This window comes from Xenorhabdus beddingii, from assembly GCF_002127545.1.
GTDB classification, from domain to species: domain Bacteria; phylum Pseudomonadota; class Gammaproteobacteria; order Enterobacterales; family Enterobacteriaceae; genus Xenorhabdus; species Xenorhabdus beddingii.
Genome location: NZ_MUBK01000016.1, coordinates 33,269 through 54,000, shown reverse-complemented (window position 1 = coordinate 54,000; position 20,732 = coordinate 33,269). Strand labels below are relative to the sequence as shown.

Annotated in this window: 20 protein-coding genes; 5 read left to right on the top strand and 15 right to left on the bottom strand. The window is 44.2% G+C overall.

Going from position 1 to position 20,732, the window contains the following annotated elements; genetic code table 11:
- Positions 1–36: 36 nt before the first annotated feature.
- From pabC to yceD, 9 genes are all read right to left on the bottom strand, one after another.
- Positions 37–864 (bottom strand): aminodeoxychorismate lyase, encoded by an 828-nt coding sequence (pabC, locus tag Xbed_RS10755; RefSeq protein WP_086112926.1) that lies wholly within the window; start codon positions 862–864, stop codon positions 37–39.
- 264 nt (positions 865–1,128) lie between these two features.
- Complete coding sequence (gene fabF / locus Xbed_RS10745) at positions 1,129–2,370, bottom strand: beta-ketoacyl-ACP synthase II (protein WP_086112924.1); 1,242 nt, start codon at positions 2,368–2,370, stop codon at positions 1,129–1,131.
- A 74-nt stretch (positions 2,371–2,444) separates the two neighbouring features.
- Complete coding sequence (gene acpP, locus Xbed_RS10740) at positions 2,445–2,681, bottom strand: acyl carrier protein (RefSeq protein WP_012989255.1); 237 nt, start codon at positions 2,679–2,681, stop codon at positions 2,445–2,447.
- A gap of 151 nt (positions 2,682–2,832) precedes the next feature.
- Positions 2,833–3,567: a 3-oxoacyl-ACP reductase FabG gene (gene fabG / locus Xbed_RS10735; protein WP_086112923.1), complete on the bottom strand. Its 735-nt coding sequence runs from the start codon at positions 3,565–3,567 to the stop codon at positions 2,833–2,835.
- An 11-nt stretch (positions 3,568–3,578) separates the two neighbouring features.
- On the bottom strand, positions 3,579–4,508 hold the full coding sequence (gene fabD / locus Xbed_RS10730; RefSeq protein WP_086112922.1) for an ACP S-malonyltransferase: 930 nt from the start codon (positions 4,506–4,508) through the stop codon (positions 3,579–3,581).
- 18 nt (positions 4,509–4,526) lie between these two features.
- Positions 4,527–5,480, bottom strand: a complete 954-nt coding sequence (locus Xbed_RS10725; protein ID WP_086112921.1) for a beta-ketoacyl-ACP synthase III — start codon at positions 5,478–5,480, stop codon at positions 4,527–4,529.
- Between the two features lie 7 nt (positions 5,481–5,487).
- Positions 5,488–6,540, bottom strand: coding sequence for a phosphate acyltransferase PlsX (gene plsX, locus Xbed_RS10720; RefSeq protein ID WP_086112920.1), 1,053 nt, complete (start codon positions 6,538–6,540; stop codon positions 5,488–5,490).
- Positions 6,541–6,569: 29 nt separating this feature from the next.
- Positions 6,570–6,740: a 50S ribosomal protein L32 gene (gene rpmF, locus Xbed_RS10715; RefSeq protein WP_004253223.1), complete on the bottom strand. Its 171-nt coding sequence runs from the start codon at positions 6,738–6,740 to the stop codon at positions 6,570–6,572.
- Between the two features lie 12 nt (positions 6,741–6,752).
- Positions 6,753–7,277, bottom strand: a complete 525-nt coding sequence (gene yceD / locus Xbed_RS10710; protein ID WP_086112919.1) for a 23S rRNA accumulation protein YceD — start codon at positions 7,275–7,277, stop codon at positions 6,753–6,755.
- 144 nt (positions 7,278–7,421) lie between these two features.
- Between yceD and Xbed_RS10705 the strand changes: the two genes are divergently transcribed.
- Positions 7,422–8,015, top strand: a complete 594-nt coding sequence (locus tag Xbed_RS10705; RefSeq protein ID WP_086112918.1) for a Maf family protein — start codon at positions 7,422–7,424, stop codon at positions 8,013–8,015.
- On the opposite strand, the gene rluC is transcribed toward Xbed_RS10705, so the two are convergent.
- Positions 8,009–8,965, bottom strand: a complete 957-nt coding sequence (gene rluC / locus Xbed_RS10700) for a 23S rRNA pseudouridine(955/2504/2580) synthase RluC (protein ID WP_086112917.1) — start codon at positions 8,963–8,965, stop codon at positions 8,009–8,011. The two genes, Xbed_RS10705 and rluC, sit on opposite strands and share 7 nt — an antisense overlap.
- Before the next feature lie 559 nt (positions 8,966–9,524).
- On the opposite strand from rluC, the gene rne reads away from it, so the two are divergent.
- Positions 9,525–12,833, top strand: a complete 3,309-nt coding sequence (rne, locus tag Xbed_RS10695; protein ID WP_086112916.1) for a ribonuclease E — start codon at positions 9,525–9,527, stop codon at positions 12,831–12,833.
- Between the two features lie 176 nt (positions 12,834–13,009).
- Positions 13,010–13,636 carry an SDR family oxidoreductase gene (locus Xbed_RS10690; RefSeq protein WP_086112915.1) on the top strand — a complete coding sequence of 209 codons (627 nt, stop codon included), beginning with the start codon at positions 13,010–13,012 and terminating at the stop codon, positions 13,634–13,636.
- A 162-nt stretch (positions 13,637–13,798) separates the two neighbouring features.
- On the opposite strand, the gene Xbed_RS10685 is transcribed toward Xbed_RS10690, so the two are convergent.
- From Xbed_RS10685 to Xbed_RS20510, 4 genes are all read right to left on the bottom strand, one after another.
- Positions 13,799–14,719, bottom strand: coding sequence for a nucleotidyl transferase AbiEii/AbiGii toxin family protein (locus Xbed_RS10685; protein WP_086112966.1), 921 nt, complete (start codon positions 14,717–14,719; stop codon positions 13,799–13,801).
- Positions 14,712–15,245, bottom strand: a complete 534-nt coding sequence (gene abiEi, locus Xbed_RS10680; RefSeq protein WP_086112914.1) for a type IV toxin-antitoxin system AbiEi family antitoxin — start codon at positions 15,243–15,245, stop codon at positions 14,712–14,714. Before abiEi ends, Xbed_RS10685 begins: the two co-directional genes overlap by 8 nt.
- Positions 15,246–15,478: 233 nt before the next feature.
- Positions 15,479–15,799 (bottom strand): PTS system regulator TmaR, encoded by a 321-nt coding sequence (gene tmaR / locus Xbed_RS10675; RefSeq protein ID WP_086112913.1) that lies wholly within the window; start codon positions 15,797–15,799, stop codon positions 15,479–15,481.
- 270 nt (positions 15,800–16,069) lie between these two features.
- Entirely contained in the window at positions 16,070–16,204 is a 135-nt protein-coding gene (locus Xbed_RS20510; protein WP_279625520.1) for a hypothetical protein, read from the bottom strand.
- A 266-nt stretch (positions 16,205–16,470) separates the two neighbouring features.
- On the opposite strand from Xbed_RS20510, the gene Xbed_RS10670 reads away from it, so the two are divergent.
- Together Xbed_RS10670 and sbcB are read left to right on the top strand one after the other, a co-directional pair.
- Positions 16,471–17,004: a hypothetical protein gene (locus tag Xbed_RS10670; RefSeq protein WP_086112912.1), complete on the top strand. Its 534-nt coding sequence runs from the start codon at positions 16,471–16,473 to the stop codon at positions 17,002–17,004.
- Positions 17,005–17,202: 198 nt separating this feature from the next.
- Positions 17,203–18,633, top strand: a complete 1,431-nt coding sequence (sbcB, locus tag Xbed_RS10665) for an exodeoxyribonuclease I (RefSeq protein ID WP_086112911.1) — start codon at positions 17,203–17,205, stop codon at positions 18,631–18,633.
- Positions 18,634–18,761: 128 nt separating this feature from the next.
- Here the strand turns inward: sbcB and dld are convergent, their stop codons facing one another.
- Positions 18,762–20,507 (bottom strand): D-lactate dehydrogenase, encoded by a 1,746-nt coding sequence (gene dld / locus Xbed_RS10660; RefSeq protein ID WP_086112910.1) that lies wholly within the window; start codon positions 20,505–20,507, stop codon positions 18,762–18,764.
- Between the last annotated feature and the right edge of the window lie 225 nt (positions 20,508–20,732).

Genomic DNA, 20,732 nt, shown 5'->3' with positions numbered 1-20,732 from the left:
ACTTGTATGTGAATGCAGGCATGACTTTCTTAAACCTTAGAGCGTTAAACATTCAGGTAATAAATACTCATGCAACTCTCTTGATTGGTATTTCCACACAGGTTGATTTTTATGTGCCTGAATTTGATTTACTGGGATCACCGGCATCAGAGAATTACAAATAATCACTTCATCGGCATGCGCCAGCGCTTCAGGATAACGCATAACACAGGACAGGTTATAATCACTGTCTGTCAATAGTTCGATGATTTTCTGCCGCATGACGCCTTCCACACCACACTGGCTGAGGTCGGGTGTATAAACATTTTTTCCTTTTCGCCAAAATAGATTGGCCGTGCAACATTCAACCAACAGGCCATCACTATCAAGCACCAGCGCTTCATCGGCTTTGGCGTGAGCGATAAATCTCTTGATCAAAACTTGCTCCAGACGATTCAAGTGTTTGATACCTGCCAAATAAGGATTAATTCCCATAGAGACAGGGCTAAGGACCAATGCAGCACCGTTTTGGCGCAGGGCGGTATATTGCTCAGGATATGAACTCAACGATAGGATCTTTGTAGGCTCAATTGCATCATCAATACCGTAACCACGCCCTCCCGCTCCTCTGGAGAGGATCACTTTCAGAACCCCGGATCCACACCCTTGCACTACCTGTTTAATATGGTGCTCAAGTTGCGTCCAATCCGGTGCGGGCATAAACAGTTTCTCAACCCCTTTTTGCAACCGTTTTATATGAAAAGGTAGCAAAGCTGGCTGCGCCTGCTCAACTCTTATTGTGGTAAAACAACCATCACCAAATTGTACCGCGCGATCATTCACAGGTAAGTGATCACTCTGATGACCATTAATCCAATACGTCATTTTAACTTCTTATTTTCGATAAAAAGGCGTGATAACCTCAGCGACTCAAGGGCGTTATAATAGTATAGGAGTCCGGACTGTGCAAAGAACCATACAAAAGCAGTCAGCCAGACAAAAACCGTCAATCAATCAAAAACAAGCAACCGAAAAACAGATGCAAAAAGCCCCAACAAATGTTGAGGCTCTTTATACCTTCCGTCTTTCAAGTTGCCGCTTTGTTGGCGGCATCTTGCAATCCATTGGGTATATAAACACCGTGTGTTTTTAGATCTTGCGGAAAATCAATGACCCATTGGTGCCACCGAAGCCGAAAGAGTTACACAACGCGTATTCCATCCCTTCAACTTTACGTGCTTCACCCGGAACTAAATCCAAATGGCAGTTCTCATCCTGATTTTCCAAGTTAATGGTAGGAGGAACAATCTGATCACGCAGAGAAAGAATGGTGAAAATAGATTCAATGGCGCCTGCTGCACCCAGCAAGTGACCGGTCATGGATTTGGTTGAACTCACCAATACCTTAGTACCTTCACCAAAGACAGACTCAACCGCACGGGCTTCTGCAATATCACCGACAGATGTCGATGTCCCATGAGCATTAATGTAACCCACTTGCTCTGGTGCAATACCCGCATCTTTCAGGGCATTTTCCATCGCTAACGCAGCACCTGCCCCATCTTCAGGAGGTGATGTCATGTGGTAAGCATCACTGCTCATGCCGAAACCAACAATTTCAGCATAGATTTTTGCACCACGTTTTTTGGCATGTTCATATTCTTCAAGAACGACAACGCCAGCGCCATCGCCCAGAACAAAACCATCACGATCTTTGTCCCAAGGACGGCTTGCCCTCTGAGGATCGTCGTTACGGGTCGATAATGCACGGGCTGCACCGAATCCGGCAATACCAAATTCAGTGCTGGCTTTCTCAGTACCCCCTGCCAGCATAATATCGGCATCATTATAGGCAATAATACGCGCTGCATGGCCGATATTATGTACGCCAGAAGTACACGCGGTTGCGATGGAGATACTAGGGCCACGCAGACCATAAAGGATGCTCAGATGGCCTGCCACCATATTAATGATGGTCGAAGGTACAAAGAATGGGCTGACCTTACGAGGCCCCGCCGCAAGCAATGTACTGTGGTTTTCTTCAATCAGGCCTAAACCACCAATACCAGAACCAATAGCAGCACCAAAACGGCCAGCATTGGCTTCTGTTACTTCGATTCCTGCATCTTCAATGGCTTGTACGCCCGCAGCAATACCATACTGAATGAAGAGATCCATTTTCCGTGCTTCTTTGCGCGAAATATTGAAATCTTCATGATTAAAATTCTTCACCACACCAGCAAACTTCGTTGCATGGTTAGAGGCGTCAAAATGTTCGATAAGGCCGATACCACTCTGTCCGCTACAAACAGCATTCCAAGAAGACTCTACTGTATTGCCGACAGGAGATAACATGCCTAGTCCGGTCACGACTACTCGACGCTTAGACACGGTTATCCTCCAGGGAGGGAAAAAATTTAGGACGAAAAACATAGGCGGTCGAATGACCGCCTAGGTATGTGTGCTTATTTACCTGCGTTTTCAACGTAGTCAATAGCAGCCTGAACTGTAGTGATTTTTTCAGCTTCTTCGTCTGGGATCTCAATATCGAACTCTTCTTCCAGAGCCATTACCAGTTCAACTGTGTCAAGAGAATCAGCGCCCAAGTCATCAACAAATGAAGCTGTGTTCACAACTTCTTCCTCTTTAACACCCAGTTGTTCAACGATGATTTTCTTAACGCGTTCGTCGATAGTGCTCATACTATTAAATTTCCTATCAAAACTCGCTTATGCGATGGTTTTCGTAGTTTATAAAATACAGGAAAAGATGCAACCAAATCCCGGCTGGTCGAACCACAATCTGCTTCTTTTTGTACAAAAAATACATCAAAAACAGATGGTTCGTTCATTTTTAGACCATGTACATGCCACCATTGACATGCAATGTTTCACCCGTAATGTAAGCGGCCTCGTCAGAAGCAAGAAACGCTACAGCACTGGCAATTTCTTTTGCGTCACCAAGACGATTAGCAGGAATTTCGGCTGAAATACCTGCACGTTGTTCGTCTGTCAACGCTCTGGTCATATCTGTTTCAATAAAACCAGGTGCAACAACGTTGACGGTGATGCCACGGGAAGCGATTTCACGAGCCAGTGATTTACTAAAACCAATAACTCCTGCTTTCGCTGCCGCGTAATTCGCCTGCCCTGCATTTCCCATCGTTCCGACAACCGACCCAATGGAAATAATACGCCCATAACGTTTTTTCATCATAGAGCGCATTACTGCTTTTGACAGACGAAAAATCGAAGAAAGATTAGTGTCAATAATATCTTGCCACTCATCATCTTTCATGCGCATCAACAAGTTATCACGAGTGATGCCTGCATTATTAACTAAAATGTCTATTTCACCAAATTCAGCACGAATATTCGATAGTGTATTTTCAATAGATTCTGAATCTGTGACATTCAGTACAAAACCTTTGCCTTTATCACCAAGGTAGGCACTGATTGCTTCGGCTCCCGTTTCACTGGTTGCGGTGCCAATAACACATGCACCACGTTCAACCAATAACTCAGCAATCGCGTGGCCTATACCACGGCTAGCACCCGTGACCAGTGCAATTTTTCCATCAAAGCTCATGTTTTCCTCAGTCATTTGTTCAGAGCAACTGTGAGTGATGGTACATCATTTACTGCTACAGCATTTAAAGTACCAACAATTCGTTTAGTCAACCCAGTTAATACTTTGCCCGGCCCAATTTCCAGCAATTGTTCAATGCCTTGATCAGCAATATATTCAACTGACTCTGACCAACGTACAGGATTATACAACTGACGAACCAGCGCGTCGCGAATAACATCAGCAGATTGTTCTATTTTTACATCGACATTATTGACGACGGGAAACTGTGGCTGGCTAAACTCAATCTCTTGCAATGCAGAGGCCAGTCGTTCAGCGGCTGATTTCATCAGAGCACAATGCGAAGGCACACTAACACTCAAAGGTAATGCACGTTTTGCGCCCGCCGCTTTACATGCTTCACCCGCACGCTCTACGGCCTCTTTTTCACCCGCGATCACAACTTGCCCAGGTGAATTAAAATTAACCGGCGAAACAACCTGCCCCTGTGCTGATTCTTCACATGCCTTTACAATGGACTCATTATCCAAACCGATGATGGCATACATCGCACCCTGCCCTGCGGGTACAGCTTCTTGCATCAGTTTTCCGCGCAATTCAACGAGCTTAATCGCCTGCTGGAATTCAATGACACCAGCACAAACCAATGCTGAATATTCGCCAAGGCTGTGGCCTGCCATCATCGAAGGGGTTTTACCCTCTTTGTCCTGCCATACTCGCCAAATGGCCACAGAAGCAGCCAACAACGCAGGTTGGGTTTTCCATGTTTTGTTCAGCTCTTCTGCCGGTCCCTGCTGAACCAATGTCCATAAATCATATCCCAAAACCGCAGAAGCCTCTGCGAAAGTCTGCTCAACCAGCGGGAACTCTGAGGCCAAATCCGCCAACATCCCCAGAGACTGAGAACCTTGACCGGGAAACACCATTGCAAAATCAGACATGTCTATCTTCCTGTTAAATTAAAAACGTACTAGCGCGGAGCCCCAGGTAAAGCCACCGCCGAATGCTTCAAGTAAGACAAGTTGGCCGCGTTGAATTCTTCCATCACGAACCGCTTCATCAAATGCTGTCGGAACAGAGGCAGCCGAGGTATTGCCATGACGATCCAGTGTGATAACCACTTTATCCATTGTCATGTCCAACTTTTTGGCTGTCGCCGAAATAATACGCAAATTGGCCTGATGAGGAACCAGCCAATCAAGCTGGGAATGAGCCAAGTTATTAGCTTCCAATGTTTCATCAACGATATTGGCCAATTCACGGACGGCAACTTTAAAGACTTCATTGCCCGCCATCGTAACGTATTCCGGTGTATCAAGCTGCACTCTGCTTTGATGAGGCAACGATAGCAAATCACCATAACGGCCATCAGCATGGAGGTGGGTAGACAATATACCAGGCTCCTCTGAAGCCCCGACTACCATTGCTCCTGCCGCATCACCAAAGAGGATAATTGTACTGCGATCTTGAGGATCTACAACTCTTGAAATAATGTCGGAACCAATCACCAGTGCATGTTTAGCCGCACCCGTTTTAATAAATTTATCGACGACGCTCAATGCGTAAGTAAAGCCAGCACATGCTGCTGCGACATCAAAAGCCGGAACACCTTGAATTCCCAATAATTGCTGAACCTGACAAGCGGCGCTCGGAAAAGCGTGGGTTGAACTTGTTGTCGCAACAACGATTAAATCGATTTGCGTTTTATCGATACCAGCCATTTCAATGGCTTTTTCAGCAGCTTTGAATCCCAGCACTGCCACGTTTTCATCTTCAGCGGCAATACGACGTTCACGAATGCCGGTACGGGTGACAATCCATTCGTCAGACGTATCCACCATTTTTTCCAAATCTGCGTTAGTACGCACCTGCGCAGGCAAATAACTGCCCGTACCTAAGATTTTTGTATACATGTATGTTTTATTCACTCTTGGGTAATACTGCATCCAACCGGGCAGCGATTCTGTCAGGAACCTGTTTGTCTACAGCTTGAACTGCTTGATCAATCGCAGCCTTAAACGCACGTTCATTGGCAGCACCGTGGCTTTTTATGACGATGCCACGCAGCCCCAATAACGTTGCTCCGTTATATTGGTCAGGGTTTAGATGGACAAACCGCTTTGTTAGCTGTTTCATCAACCATTTTTTGAATATCTTCATCTTGAATATTTTCATTAACCAAGATGAATTTTTCTGCTGACCACCCGGTGATTTTACCAGAGATAGAATCACTCTGATCGCACCTTCCATCGTCTTCAGCGTAACATTACCTGCGAAGCCGTCACATACAAGCACATCAGTCTTTCCTGTCAGTAACTCATTTCCTTCCACATAACCTATGTAGTTAATCGCTGAGGTATTGCGTAAGGTCATAGCAGCTTCGCGGATATTATCCAGCCCTTTGGATTCCTCTTCCCCGATATTGAGTAATGCGACACGAGGATTATCAATCCCGGCCACATACTCTGCCATTACGGCGCCCATAATCGCAAACTGAACTAACATGCTGCTATTACAATTAATATTAGCGCCTAGATCTAATACAACGGTCTTCTGCTGTTTTAGATTAGGAATCACTGTCATTAATGCAGGCCGTTCAATTCCGTCTATGGATTTAAGCATTAATTTGGCCAGCCCCATCAGGACCCCTGTATTTCCCGCACTGACACAGGCCTGCGCTTCACCCGATTTAACCAGGCTTAGAGCAATGCGCATTGAAGTACCGTGACTGGAACGAATAGCCTGAGAGGGCCTTGCATCGTTGGAAACAACGTGTTCCGCAGGGATAATTTGCAAACGGCTGAGCAGCTCAGCATTTTCATCTGCAAGCAAAGGAGAGATGGTTTCGGGATTACCGACCAACAATAGCTTTAGTTGTGGATTAGATGCCAGTGCCTGCAATGCAGCAGGCACTGTGACGCGAGGACCAAAGTCCCCGCCCATTGCATCTAACGCTAAGGTTAGATTAACCAAGATATCAACTTGCTAATGGTTAGCCAAAATTACTTGTTGATTACCTTGCGGCCACGGTAGTAGCCATCAGCAGTCACATGGTGACGCAGGTGAGTTTCACCAGAAGTTTTGTCTACAGAGACAAGTGTTGCAGTCAGTGCGTCATGAGAACGACGCATACCACGTTTAGAACGAGTTGGTTTATTCTGTTGTACGGCCATTGACCTTACTCCTTAAGTACTTTTCTTTAAACTGGCTAATGCGGCAAATGGGTTTGGTTTTTCTGCTTCAGGAGGCAGAACACCAAATACCATGTCCGCGTCGGACACTTCACAGTGTTCAGAATCATGTACCGGAACCACCGGCAGAGATAGAATTATTTCATCTTCAATCATTGCCAGTAAATCTATTTCGCCAAATTCATTAACGTCAATTGGCTCATACTCTTCCGGTAATGTCTCAGCCTGTTCATCATTGACGATCGGGCTAAAACAATACGTTGTGTGAACATGATGACTGAAATTACTGCCACAACGCTGACAACTAAGCGTGACATCCACATCAGAATGCCCTCTTACCACTGTCAAACGTTGATTATCAATTTCAAATGATATTGAATTATCTACATCACTATCCACACTGACCACAGTTTCTGCAATACGAGAAACCTGCCCAGCAGAATAACTACCGTGGTAGTCCAGTCTTTTCTGAGCGGTTCGAAGCGCATCAATGGTCAGGGGTAATTTTACCTTTTGCATAAGGCGCGCATATTATCTTTGTAATGGGACATAGTCAAAGAAAAAGGCCACACATCTGCACCTTTCCGTAAAATATTCGCTTGTTAAGCGGCGTATAGTTTAAAATGCCTGCGAATATTTCTCTACGTATTTTATGGAAAAATGATGCTTCCGATTGTTTTATCATCAACTTCTGTCTATCGCCGTCAATTACTGGAAAAAATAGGTTTGCCTTTTACTTGTGTCTCTCCGGATATTGATGAAAGTCCACAGGAGAACGAAAGCCCGGAACAATTAGTAAAACGGCTATCCTATGCAAAAGCCAGCGCATTACAGGGCAGTTATTCCAGCCATCTCATTATAGGTTCAGATCAGGTTTGTGTTTTAGATAATAAAATTACCGGTAAGCCACATAATTTTGAGAATGCGTTCTCTCAACTCCGAAAAGCCAGTGGCAAATGTGTTACTTTTTATACTGGAATTACCCTGTTAAATAGCAAAACGGGGAACATAGATACCCGTTGTGAACTCTTTCATGTCTATTTCAGAGAGCTTACCGAACCCGAAATCATGGGTTATTTAAACAAGGAAAAACCTTTCAATTGCGCTGGCAGCTTTAAAAGTGAAGGGCTGGGCATTACATTATTTGAAAAATTAGATGGCAGAGATCCCAACACATTAATCGGCTTACCCTTAATCACTTTGTCAGACATGCTGATCCGCCAGGGGATAAACCCACTGACGGTATGTTCTCAGTGATGACTTTGCCGCAGTGCTGTTAAACATTGCTTCAACCTATCATCCAATGGGGCTTCGAAACGCAGGGTTTCCCCCGTGGACGGATGGGTAAACTTCAATGAACTTGCATGCAGGAACAATCGGTTAAGACCTGTTTCTGCAAGCTGAGCATCGAACATTTTATCGCCATAACGATCATCAAAAGCAATGGGGTGACCCGCATGTAATGTATGCACACGGATCTGATGAGTTCGTCCCGTAACCGGGCTGGCTCGCACTAATGTCGCAAACGCATACCGTTCTTCAACTTTGAAGCGTGTTTCAGACGGTTTGCCTTCACTATTGACTTTTACCACCCTTTCCCCACTTTGCAGGATATTTTTCAATAAGGGAGCTTCGACGACTTTGCAATGGGATTGCCATTGCCCACGCACTAATGCCAGATAGTCTTTTTGCATCTGTTTCAAACGTAACTGCTCATGCAGCGCGCGCAATGCAGAGCGCTTTTTGGCAATCAATAAAATACCCGAAGTATCGCGATCAAGACGATGCACCAACTCAAGGAAACGCGCTTCCGGGCGTAACGCACGCAACCCTTCGATCACACCGAAACTCAGCCCACTGCCGCCATGAACTGCCGTTCCGGAGGGTTTATTTATGACCAGAATATGGTCATCTTCATACAAGATACACTCTGCCAGCGCAGCCACCTTACCCAGTTTCGCAGAAACAGGCGCTTCCTGTTTTTCCGCAACCCTGACAGGTGGAACCCTGATGATGTCACCTGCTGTCAATTTATATTCAGGTTTGATTCTTCCCTTGTTAACTCGAACTTCACCTTTACGCAAGATCCGATAAATCATGCTCTTAGGTACACCTTTTAAACGAGCCAGCAAAAAGTTATCAATTCGCTGACCGGCTTCATCGTCATCAATCGTGACAAACTGTACAGTTTGATTATTTGTTTTCATGGGCGAGATTCTAATTATCCAATAAACTGAGCGCCACTCATTTTTAAAGATGTCTAAATAACATCCATATTTTCCTACTTGATTATTTCAAGTGTCTTAGGATAAAGACTAAAGATTAACAACTTATCACTATTTCCTAATAAAAAAGCCGTAAAGCGACAAAGTCACCTTGCTATCACCCCAATAGCAATGGAATAATGCTTTCTGGCCACGATTTACTAAACTATGAATGGCAAGATTGAAATTGTTTGTTATCTGTTTGGTTGAACAAAAACGCAGCAATGGCGTAAGACGTAATGTTTAAGCAAACAATTTATGGGCTGCGGGTTGTAGCTTACTGGATTGGGGCATAACTGTACCGATTTATTACAGTGTCCCAAATAAAGAGTGCTGTATTTAAATGAAATTCAGACTTGCCCCGACAAATAGGCGCCTCTATACAAACGATAGCCGTGAGGCTGGCGGTTTTGTAAAAGACACGAGGCCATCGGTAACCAGTAGCTCATCTCTTTTTTGCTCGCAGCTCTATACTAATGTAAAAAATAATGAGTAAGTTAGAATGAAAAGAATGTTAATCAACGCAACCCAACAGGAAGAGTTGCGTGTTGCCCTTGTTGACGGGCAACGTCTTTATGATTTGGATATTGAAAGCCCAGGACACGAGCAGAAAAAGGCAAATATTTATAAAGGTAAAATTACTCGGATTGAACCTAGCCTGGAAGCTGCTTTTGTTGATTATGGCGCGGAACGGCATGGTTTCCTTCCCATTAAAGAAATTGCTCGCGAATATTTCCCAAGTAATTATCACTCTCATGGTCGCCCTAATATTAAGGATATCCTTAAAGAAGGCCAGGAAGTCATCGTTCAAGTCGATAAAGAAGAACGAGGCAATAAAGGTGCTGCGTTAACCACTTTTATCAGTCTGGCAGGTAGTTATTTGGTGCTGATGCCGAATAACCCAAGGGCCGGCGGAATTTCCCGCCGTATCGAAGGCGATGATCGCATCGAATTAAAAGAGGCTCTTTCTTCTCTTGATGTCCCGGAAGGCATGGGGCTTATCGTCCGTACCGCAGGTGTAGGCAAAACGGCTGAAGCCTTGCAAGGGGATTTGAACTTCCGTCTGAAACATTGGGAAGCCATTAAGAAAGCCGCCGATAATCATCCTGCACCCTTCTTAATTCATCAGGAAAGCAATGTCATCGTGCGGGCTTTCCGCGATTATCTGCGCCCGGACATTGGGGAAATCTTGATTGATAACCCGAAAATCCTTGATTTGGCACGCCAACACATTACTGCCTTGGGTCGTCCAGATTTTGCCAGCAAAATCAAGCTGTACAGCGGTGAAGTTCCCCTGTTCAGCCATTATCAAATAGAATCACAAATTGAATCGGCCTTCCAGCGTGAAGTTCGGCTGCCTTCCGGTGGTTCAGTGGTCATAGATACTACTGAGGCCCTGACCGCCATTGATATCAACTCATCCCGTTCAACCCGGGGCGGCGATATCGAGGAAACGGCCTTCAATACTAACCTGGAAGCCGCTGATGAAATTGCACGCCAACTGCGTTTGCGTGACCTCGGTGGCCTCATTGTTATTGATTTCATTGACATGACGCCTGTTCGTCATCAGCGTGAAGTTGAAAACCGCCTGCGTGATGCTGTACGCCAAGATCGGGCCCGCATTCAGATTGGCCGTATTTCCCGCTTTGGCCTGCTGGAAATGTCACGCCAGCGTTTAAGTCCATCACTGGGCGAATCCAGTCACCATGTCTGCCCCCGCTGTAGCGGTACAGGAACAATTCGTGACAACGAATCACTTTCCCTGTCAATACTGCGTCTCATTGAAGAAGAAGCACTGAAAGAAAACACCCATCAGGTTCATGCCATTGTTCCTGTCCAAATTGCTTCTTACTTACTGAATGAAAAACGCAAGGCCGTCAGCGCCATTGAGCATCGCCAAGGTGACGTGGGTGTTGTTATCGTTCCAAATGATCAGATGCAGACTCCTCATTTCTCTGTTTTACGGGTACGTAAAGGTGAAGAAATTTCTGCTTTGAGCTATTTGCTGCCACAACTTCATGAAGCAGAAATGATAAATGCTCAGGATGATGTTCAGCACGAACGTAAGCGCCCGGAACAACCTGCTATTTCAACGTTTGATCTGCCGGCAGATACACCGACACCTGCAGCAGCAAAAACAAAAGAGAAAAAGGCCGCAATCAATACTCAGCAGCAGGCTGAAAAACCGGGACTGTTCAGTCGCTTTGTCACGGCCCTGAAGAAAATGTTCAGTGGTGAAGAAGAAAAACAGGCTGGAGAGAATAGTAAAAAATCTTCTGGCAATGATAACCGCCGTTCACCAGACCGTCGCAACCCACGCCGCCAGAATCAGCGCCGTGAACGCAACGAAAATGAAACCCGCAATAACCGTGAGCGCGATGAACAACGCAAGGGCCGTAATGTCCAGCAGAAAAATAATGCTCAGGAAAATGTTGCGATAGACAATGAAGCACGTGAAGCACAGCAGCAGCAACGCCGTGAACAACGGGCTGAACGTCAGCGCCGCCGTCAGGAAGAAAAGCGCCAGCAACAACTGGAAGCCAAAGTCCAGCAGACAACAACTAAACCGGATATTGTCGAAGAAGAAGCAGAAGAGCGCCAGCCGGTCATGCCACGTCGTCAACGTCGTCAGCTTAGCCAAAAAGTACGTATTGTTGATGAGGTGAAAGAAGACGCTATCATTACCGCTTTACCCGCAGTAATGCCTGAAAACGTATCAACCAAGACAGAAAAGGAACAAAAAGCGCCGATCCCTGCTGTTGTCGATACGAATATTGAAGCGGTCAACCAACCTGCCATTCCACAAGGTGGCGTGGTGCAAAATACCGCTTCACAAAACGTAGCATCTGCAAACAATGAGCAACAAGACAACACAATGCCACGTCGCTCTCGCCGTTCACCACGTCACTTGCGTGTCAGTGGTCAGCGTCGCCGCCGCTATCGTGATGAACGTAACCTGACCCAATCACCCGTCCCATTGACAATGGCTGTCGTATCGCCAGAGCTGGCATCCGGTAAAGTTTGGGTGAGTTACCCTGTTGCCCCGGTCACAACCACTGAATTTGAAACCTCAGTTACCGTTGGTGCGGTTGAAGAAAAATCAACACTTGTGCAGCAAGAAAATGGGGTTCTAGTGTCTAAGGCAGTAGAGTCTGCGCCAGTTTCACCAGAAACTCACATTGAAGTGGCTGAACAACCTAGCTCCACGCCTCATGACAGTGTAAAACGGGTTAACGATGAGACTTCTATCACGACATCTGTAGAGCCGAAATTTGAACTACCTGAAGTTTCAGCAGAGCCAGAAATCGTAGAATCGGTCATCAATCATGATGAAAAACATCAGCCAGAAGTTTTAGTTGATACTGTATCCCATGAAACTGTACCTTATGAGGCAATCCCTCATAAAACAATCCCTCATGAGACAATTCTTCATGAAACAATACAGCCTGATGCCACACCACATGATTCTGAGGAACCCCGTCACACTGCGGAAGCTATCATTGTGACGCCTATCTTCAAACAGGAACATCATGAAGAACAACCAACTGTCGCAACGGAAACATGCTCTAAGGCAGAGGAAGTTAAAACGGAAGAGGCAAAAGCTACTGAGCCTGCGATTATCGTGGAAAAAAATCATCACGCTTATTCCCCAATGACGAAGGCACCTGCACCCGATATGGTGGCAAAACCTGTCGTGATTACTGAATGGCAACGTCCTGCTGACCCATTCAAAGGTAAAGGCGGTGCTGGTGGGCACTCTGCAACAAATATCGCAACCTCTGCGATGTCGAAACCACAGACATTCGAATAATCAGATATTGTGATTTTCTGTAAAACTCAATGTGGCTCCGCTTGTTAGGAGCCACTTTTTTTACCCTCATACCACAAAACCAGATCAATTTAATTCCTTTAAACCATTTATTTCAATAAAATTAACTGGTTATCATTCCCATTAATATAGTGAATTTTATGGAGAACTTTCCATCTATGAAACCCTGGCTTATCTTTGGTGCGGGAAAAGGCGTTGGACGCCATTTGGTCACTTTGGCTCTAAAACAAAACCGCCCTGTCACAGCATTAATCCGCAACACACAACAAGCGATAGAATTGAGTGCAGCCGGTGTTAACGTCATACACGGCGATGCCTGTAACAAAGAGAACATAGAAAAAGCGATTGCACAAGCAGGGGAAAATCCGGTTGTCTTTTCAACCATTGGAGGAGGAGATGCCGATCATTATGGAAATATGGCTATTATAGATGCACTGGAGCAAGCTCAGATTTCACGTATGTTATTGGTAACATCCATTGGATGTGGAGAAAGTTGGCATACATTATCACCCCGAGCCAAATCATTATTTGGGCAATCCGTCAGGCACAAGTCACTCGCAGAAAGTTATCTGCAAACCAGCACGCTGGCTTTTACTATCATTCGCCCTGGCGGTCTTACCGATCAGGCGGGTACTGGTCACTGTCAACGTTATCAGGAAGAAGTTCATGGCATGGTAAGCCGGGAAAATGTGGCAGAACAATTGGCACAAATGGCAGAAGATAAACAAACTTACTATCAGATTTATGCCTTAGTCGATCCAGAGCTAAAGCCTCATTGGGGCTGATTTATGGGATGAAAATCGGAATAGGGGCGAATCTTGCTGTTTGATTCCCCCCACCGTACATACGGTTCATAACCAGATGATGAAAAAAACTGGGCATGTCGGGATCATTCACTGAATCTGTGGTCTTCCGGATCATAGTTTTTCCAGTTTATGGGGTATCGATTAAAGTTTAAATGAAATTTTGCTATTTTCGGCTACGTAAAGTTCATCTTTCAACGAATTTAATAGCCGCTTAAGGGTGGTAAGCAAATATGATGAAAACCCATCTTGACCAATACTTCTTTCATAAACATGTGTTGGTATAAATCGCTTCATCTCATTATGAAATCCACCAGAAGAAACAATTTCATCAAGAGAATCGACTCTGGACTGGAGTAAATCTTCAAAGTTATCGATCTGATAATCTGAAATTTTCTTTTTGACGAGTTCCGTGTTTAGTTCAGCTTTCTCCTGAATTAGCCATAACAGATCCCACATGTCACGATATCGAATGCGAGATGTGGTAGCAGGGAATGAGATGAGTTTGTCGGCCATAATTTCTGTTAGCGTTTCTACAGGGACTAAAATGTCATTGTATCCATCGGGCAAAACAGAATAGTTTCGTGCAAGTGGAAGCGGGTTCTTCGTATAAGCAGGAATGTTGGTAATTTCAATTTTTATACGTTGCTTAGGCAGATCCTTTCGCTCTGGAGCCGTGGTAACGGATATCTGCCATTTATCTACTTTCACCTCAGCATATTCGGGTTCCTTTCGTAATTCTTTTGGTTCTTTTACTTTGATTTCAAGGCCGTACCGTTCCCCCAAGCACTTCTCTATACAGCCCTTCATCTTGGCTAAATCAGCGGAACAAAAATCCCGGCCACCTGCAAAATCAAGGTCTTCGCTAAAACGGTTTGAGCTATAACATAACCGTAATGAAGTCCCTCCTTGAAACGTCATTCCCTTCAGTAGTCCTTCCTTAGATAGACAAAAAAGAATGTCATAATGTAATAATTCTTTTTCTACGACGGGTCTTAAATTTTCCAGTTCGCCTTGTATAACTGCCTGATCGACAAGCGCGTTAAAATCAATCGGCTTAGGCATCATTGAGATCCTCATATCTGACTAAATGCATATTCCTGCCCACGCGCTTAAGGTCACGCAGTGCTGTTTCTGCTGTAGCGATCCTCAACGGTGATCTGGTCTCAATCGTTCCTTTCAAAATTTCGCTGGGTTCTCTACTGGTGTGTGTCACCTCAATAACCCCCCAAGGTGTTTTAAACTCCCCTGACCTACCTGTAGACATAATGGTCAGACGGTCAATTGGGATTTGGGAGATGATCCCATATTGAGATAAGGACGACTCTAAGCTGACATAGTTAAACTCGCCTCGTCTAATATTTTTGGCGATATTTTCCAGAGGATAACTATCTTTAGTCGCCCGGTTATAGATATAGACTCCCCTCGCAACGCGTGCCAGCAATCCAGCTTTAACCAAGCGTTCAATAGATTTGCGTAATGTGCGTGTTAGTTCGTCAAAAAAGATGGTTTCTAAGTCTTGGAAAAGAAAGACATACCGTCCTTTCTCACTAAATTTATCTAGTCTATTAATAGCTGTGATTTTGTCCATCTCATTATCTCTACCGTAACACCCTTTTTAAGGGGTATTTTTGTATAGATATTGAGTATAGCAGCCATAAATGTACAAATAAACCCCATTTAAGGGAAGCTACTGTAAACATAATGACTACTCTGAATAGTTCAAGATTTTTATCACAAAATAGCGGGTTACAAGAGAAGCGAAAAAAGTTAACCACGCCAATGGCGTGGTTAACTGTACGTTCAACGCTGAACAACCAAAACTTACTTGATTCCACCATCCATAGCTTTAAGTTTTTTAGATAGCTCACGGCGTTCTTTAGAGAGTTCGGCATTTTTGATGATATATTCATCAACACGTTCTTCATAATCGCTGCGCATATGAGCAATAATCCCTTGAATATCTTCAACCGACATTCCCGGCTTAATGTAGTCACTCAGGTTATCGAGTAGTAACACGCGCTTTTGGTTATCTCGAACCTTTTTCTCGTTATCTACGATCTCACGCTGTAATTTGTTTTTGCGACGGAATATACGCACAAACTCCAGTACATTGTGGAATGTTGGTTTATTTGTGTTGTCCATTTTTTACACCTTTTTAATCAGACTGATAATTTCTTATGCTGGCTACACAATACAATTTCAAGCAACGTATAGACAAGTCAGTTTCGACAATTTATTGATATGAGCTATTTTTGGGACTACGAATACAGAGATCATGACAAAGTAAACAGCTCATTCGGTTATCCTTATATCTCGTTTGATTTGGCGCAAGGGTTTCAAACGACGATACATACCTTGAGCACTTGGCACGATCGGATAACCCGGTTTCATAGGATCTAGGTTTATCTGCAATCATGGAAACATAAGAGCGCGCATCCAACCCAGTATCAATCTTGTCCATAATGGTTTTGCAGACAAACCAGCCTGCTCACGTAATATGATATATTCTTGCGGGGTTGGGAATACTTCTGTAATTTCTATCATCATTCTGCCTCCTTAGAGTTCACAGCCCCACACTAACGATCCCATCATAAAATCCAAAATCGGTTTAATAAATCTTGCCAAAACCTTAGGTAATATTGCACACAATGGGAAAAGTTGGGAAAAGTTAGGAAATTTTAAAACTGACCTGAATACATTGGAGAAACACAGTTCGGCAGAAGGTAAAACTTGAACGATTACATCTGACTAACTCCAGCTCATTTCCGAGTGAACTGTAATGAATTGAACATTGCAAAGGCCGAGGAATAAACATGTACGCCAAATATATCGGGAAAGATGATCCCCAGAACAATTTAGTTAAAAATAAGATTTATAAACTTACAGAACAAAATAACGGTAAGTATCAAATTAATGGTGTCTTTGTTCACTCCGACACTGTAGTAGCGGCTTATCCGCATCCACACGCCACTTTAATTAAGGAATACGCAAAACTCGCAATCGAACACGATGAACCGTGGCGCTGGTTTCAATACCGCAGAAATGCTACCGAAGGTTGGCAAAACTGCACCAAAAATTTATCTTTTATCCCTACATTGGAGTTCAGGCTAAAACCCAATCCACAAATTCTTCGCATTGGAGAATGGGATGTACCTGTACCTGAAAGAAAGCCCCCATTGAAAGGTACGACATATTATGTCCCTGATCTTTTAAAAGATGATTGTATTGATTCAATGGTATGGGATAACAGTGACATAGACTTACGTTTTCTCGATAGGGGATTTGTACACCTTAACCCAGATGCTGCGAATATCCATGCATATGCACTCCTCTCTCTTACCAAATAGAGGCATCAAACTGACAGGGCATCCAACTATTTCCTCATTCCCTCATATCAAAAAGCACACCTGTTTGGTTAAAGCATGCGTCACCCGATAATCGGCGAGTGTGCTTTTTGATATACGAAGAGAAATATCGTTTGCCAACGGCGCGGGTATGCTTAATCATCTATACCAAATAATAAATTAAATGGAGATTATTCAACTTTGAACACCCGTCAAGAAGAACAAAGTTTCTACTTCCATGATTATGAGACTTTTGGTAAACACCCTGCCCTAGATCGCCCTGCTCAATTTGCCGGCGTTCGCACCGACAGTGATTTCAATATCATTGAAGAACCTTTAGTGGTGTATTGTACCCCCGCTGATGATTATCTTCCTGATCCTGAAGCGGTTATGATCACTGGAATTACACCACAGTTGGCCCTGAAAAAAGGGGTCAATGAAGCCGAATTCGCTCGCCAAATCCATGCCGCGTTCAGCAAGCCCAAGACCTGTATTCTTGGATACAATAATATTCGCTTTGATGACGAAGTCAGCCGTAACATTTTTTATCGTAATTTTTACGACCCTTACGCTTATAGTTGGCAAAAAGGCAATTCCCGCTGGGATCTGCTTGATGTATTACGTGCCTGTTATGCCCTGCGACCAGAAGGTATCGTCTGGCCAGAAAACGATGATGGATTACCCAGCTTCAAGCTGGAACACCTGACACAAGCCAACGGCGTTGAACATACTCAAGCCCATGATGCGATGTCCGATGTTTATGCCACTATCGCAATGGCAAAGCTGGTGAAAAAAGCTCAACCTAAACTGTTCGATTACTTTTTCCAATTAAGAAACAAACAGAAAATCAGCCATCAGATTGATATCCCACAAATGAAACCTCTGGTTCATGTATCGGGCATGTTTGGGACTCTGCGCAGTAATATTAGCCTTATCGCTCCCTTGGCATGGCATCCGAGTAATCGTAATGCGGTTATCATGTGCGATCTGGCAGGTGATGTCTCTCCGCTTTTGCAACTCAGCGCCAATGAGTTACGCGAACGCTTGTATACCCGACGGGATGAATTGCAACCAGACCAAAGTCCCGTGCCCATTAAATTGGTGCATATTAATAAGTGCCCAATCATTGCTCCAGAGAATACTTTGCGACCAAAAGATGCAGAGCGAGTAGGATTAGATCGCAGCCAATGCGAGCAAAATTTGGCTATTTTACGCAATCATCCGCAAATCAGAGAGAAAGTTGTTGAACTGTTTTCTCATTCGGAAGAATTTCCAGAATCTGATAACGTCGATACTAAACTCTATGGCGCTTTTTTCAGTGATGCTGATAAAACGGCTATGGAAATTATCAGGGAAACGTCCCCTCAGAACTTGCCTGCCTTGGATTTAACATTCCAAGATACACGCATTAAGCCACTGTTATTCCGCTATCGTGCGAGAAACTATCCGGCAACGCTGGATTATGACGAGCAACAGCGCTGGTTGCGTCACCGTCGGGATACGTTAACACCGGAAAACATCAGCCAATATCTTGCAACTATTGAAGCACTTTTTGTTGAATATCAGTCTGATGAAGAAAAATGCCGCCAGTTAAAAGCATTGGTTGATTATGCGATCCAGATAGCAGGATAAAACTTTCATATCAGTGCTATTCCCATATCAGCTCTATACCCATATAAATTTCATTCCCAATAAAAAAGAAAAAGACAAACACTGGGGTTTTGTCTTTTTCTATTTTTACTTCACATCATGAGAGCAAGCTAATCATGTTGATGCCCAACAGGTTGACAACCACATTCTCCGCCCCAATTCTTCAACTTGGAGGTTTTACCAATTCCCGGATTTAACGTATTGGTTGGATCAGTGATTTGATAGAAATGCTTAAGCTGTGGTTTAGCTTGATATAAGTGACCCACATTATGCTCGGCAGGATATTCCGCTCCGCGCTGGTTCAAAATTTCCAGCATTTTTGTTTTCAATGCGTGAACATCTGTGCCTTTTTTAACAATATAGTCCTGATGGAATACATGGCACATAAAATGACCGTAATACAGCCGATGCACTAACGCTTCATTGATTTCGGCCGGTAAAGTTTCAAACCATTCACGATCATTGCGTCGCAAAGCAATATCCAACGCCAGAATATCTTCCACCTCATTACTGTGAACAGCTTGATAACGAATCGCCGCTCCTGCGGCAGCAAAACGGTGTAAAAATGCTTTCGCTCCCTCTTCGGGTGTACAGGAAAAATACGCCCCATCAGCCTGCTTAAAATAACTTTCCAGCCACTCACTGGCTTCTTTGATGCCTTCACCCGACATTTTCAACATTAAGTGGTGTTCAAAACGATCCCGGTATTCTTTCAGGCGAGCAGGTAAATGAGAAGGTAATAAACGGCTCAATCCCTGCATGACACGGTCGGTTAAATGAGGTGGCAAAAAGGGCACTTTACCCAATATGGCATCCATCCGCCCTTTCAAACTGAAAAACAGGGGCATTTTATCTGTGCCCAGTTTATCAATCATAACGAAAGTATCTTTCCCGTACACTTGTGCAATATCAAAAACATCCCGGTGCATGTATTCCCCGGCAACCGGCAAGTGCTGGAAATTCGATAGAATATGACGACGTAATTCCGTCAACACATCAGGTTGATTCGTGCCAATATAGAAAACCTGCGAAGAGGTTTCTGCCGGAAAAGTATCAAGGCGCACCGCAAAAACAACCAATTTTCCCGCACAGCCAGAGGCTTCAAACAGCCTGCGTTCATCCGCATTAAAACGTGATGGCGTTTCTGCATCAACATCTCTGACGCGCTGCGAATATTCATGATCAGAAGCAACCCGTTCGGTATGTTCAATATCGTCGGTACGATAACGCTGCTCTTCCAGACACGTCAGCATATCTTCAGGTTGATCCCCCAAAGATATTCCCAGATGGTTAATAAGTTCAGCTTCGCCTTTTTCATTGACCCGGCCATATAGTGCCATTTCTGTATAAGCGGGCCCACGCTGAACCAAAGATCCCCCTGAGTTATTGCAAATCCCCCCAATCACGGATGCACCAATACAGGATGAACCAATCACTGAATGAGGTTCGCGCCCCCATGGTTTCAGTACTTTTTCCAGGTGCCACAGTGTACTACCGGGAAAAGCGATAACCTGATGGGTTGATTGAAGGATCTGGATTTTATCCATCCGTAGAGTGCTGATGATAACGATATCACGGTCATAGTTATCGCCATTCGGGGTAGATCCTTCCGTTAACCCCGTATTGGCTGCCTGCATCAAAATAATTTTGTCAGCATCAACACAGGCTTTAAAGACTTTCCACTGCTCCAATAATGATCCCGGAAATACAACCGCAAGGGCACTGCCTTGTCCAGAACGAAAACCTTTACGGTAACGTTCCGTTTTTCCAGGTTCAGTGAGGATATGTGAGGAACCAACGATATGGGTAAGAACAGCAATTAGTTGCTGGTTTTGAGGGCTTTTAACATCATTCATAATCGTTCTCTTACCTTGCAGAGCCAGATAAACAGGTTCTTGATGAAATCAGGCATGGCGAAATTATTATCTATTATACCTTTTCTAGTGTAGTTTGTTGATTTCTCATCCACGTTTCAGTTTGAAATTTATTAAGCATTTACTGTGTCTTCATGTTTTTCATATAACGGCGACTTTTTTCTTCGTGCTATTTCTGCTTAAACAAAAACAGCACCCGAAGGTGCT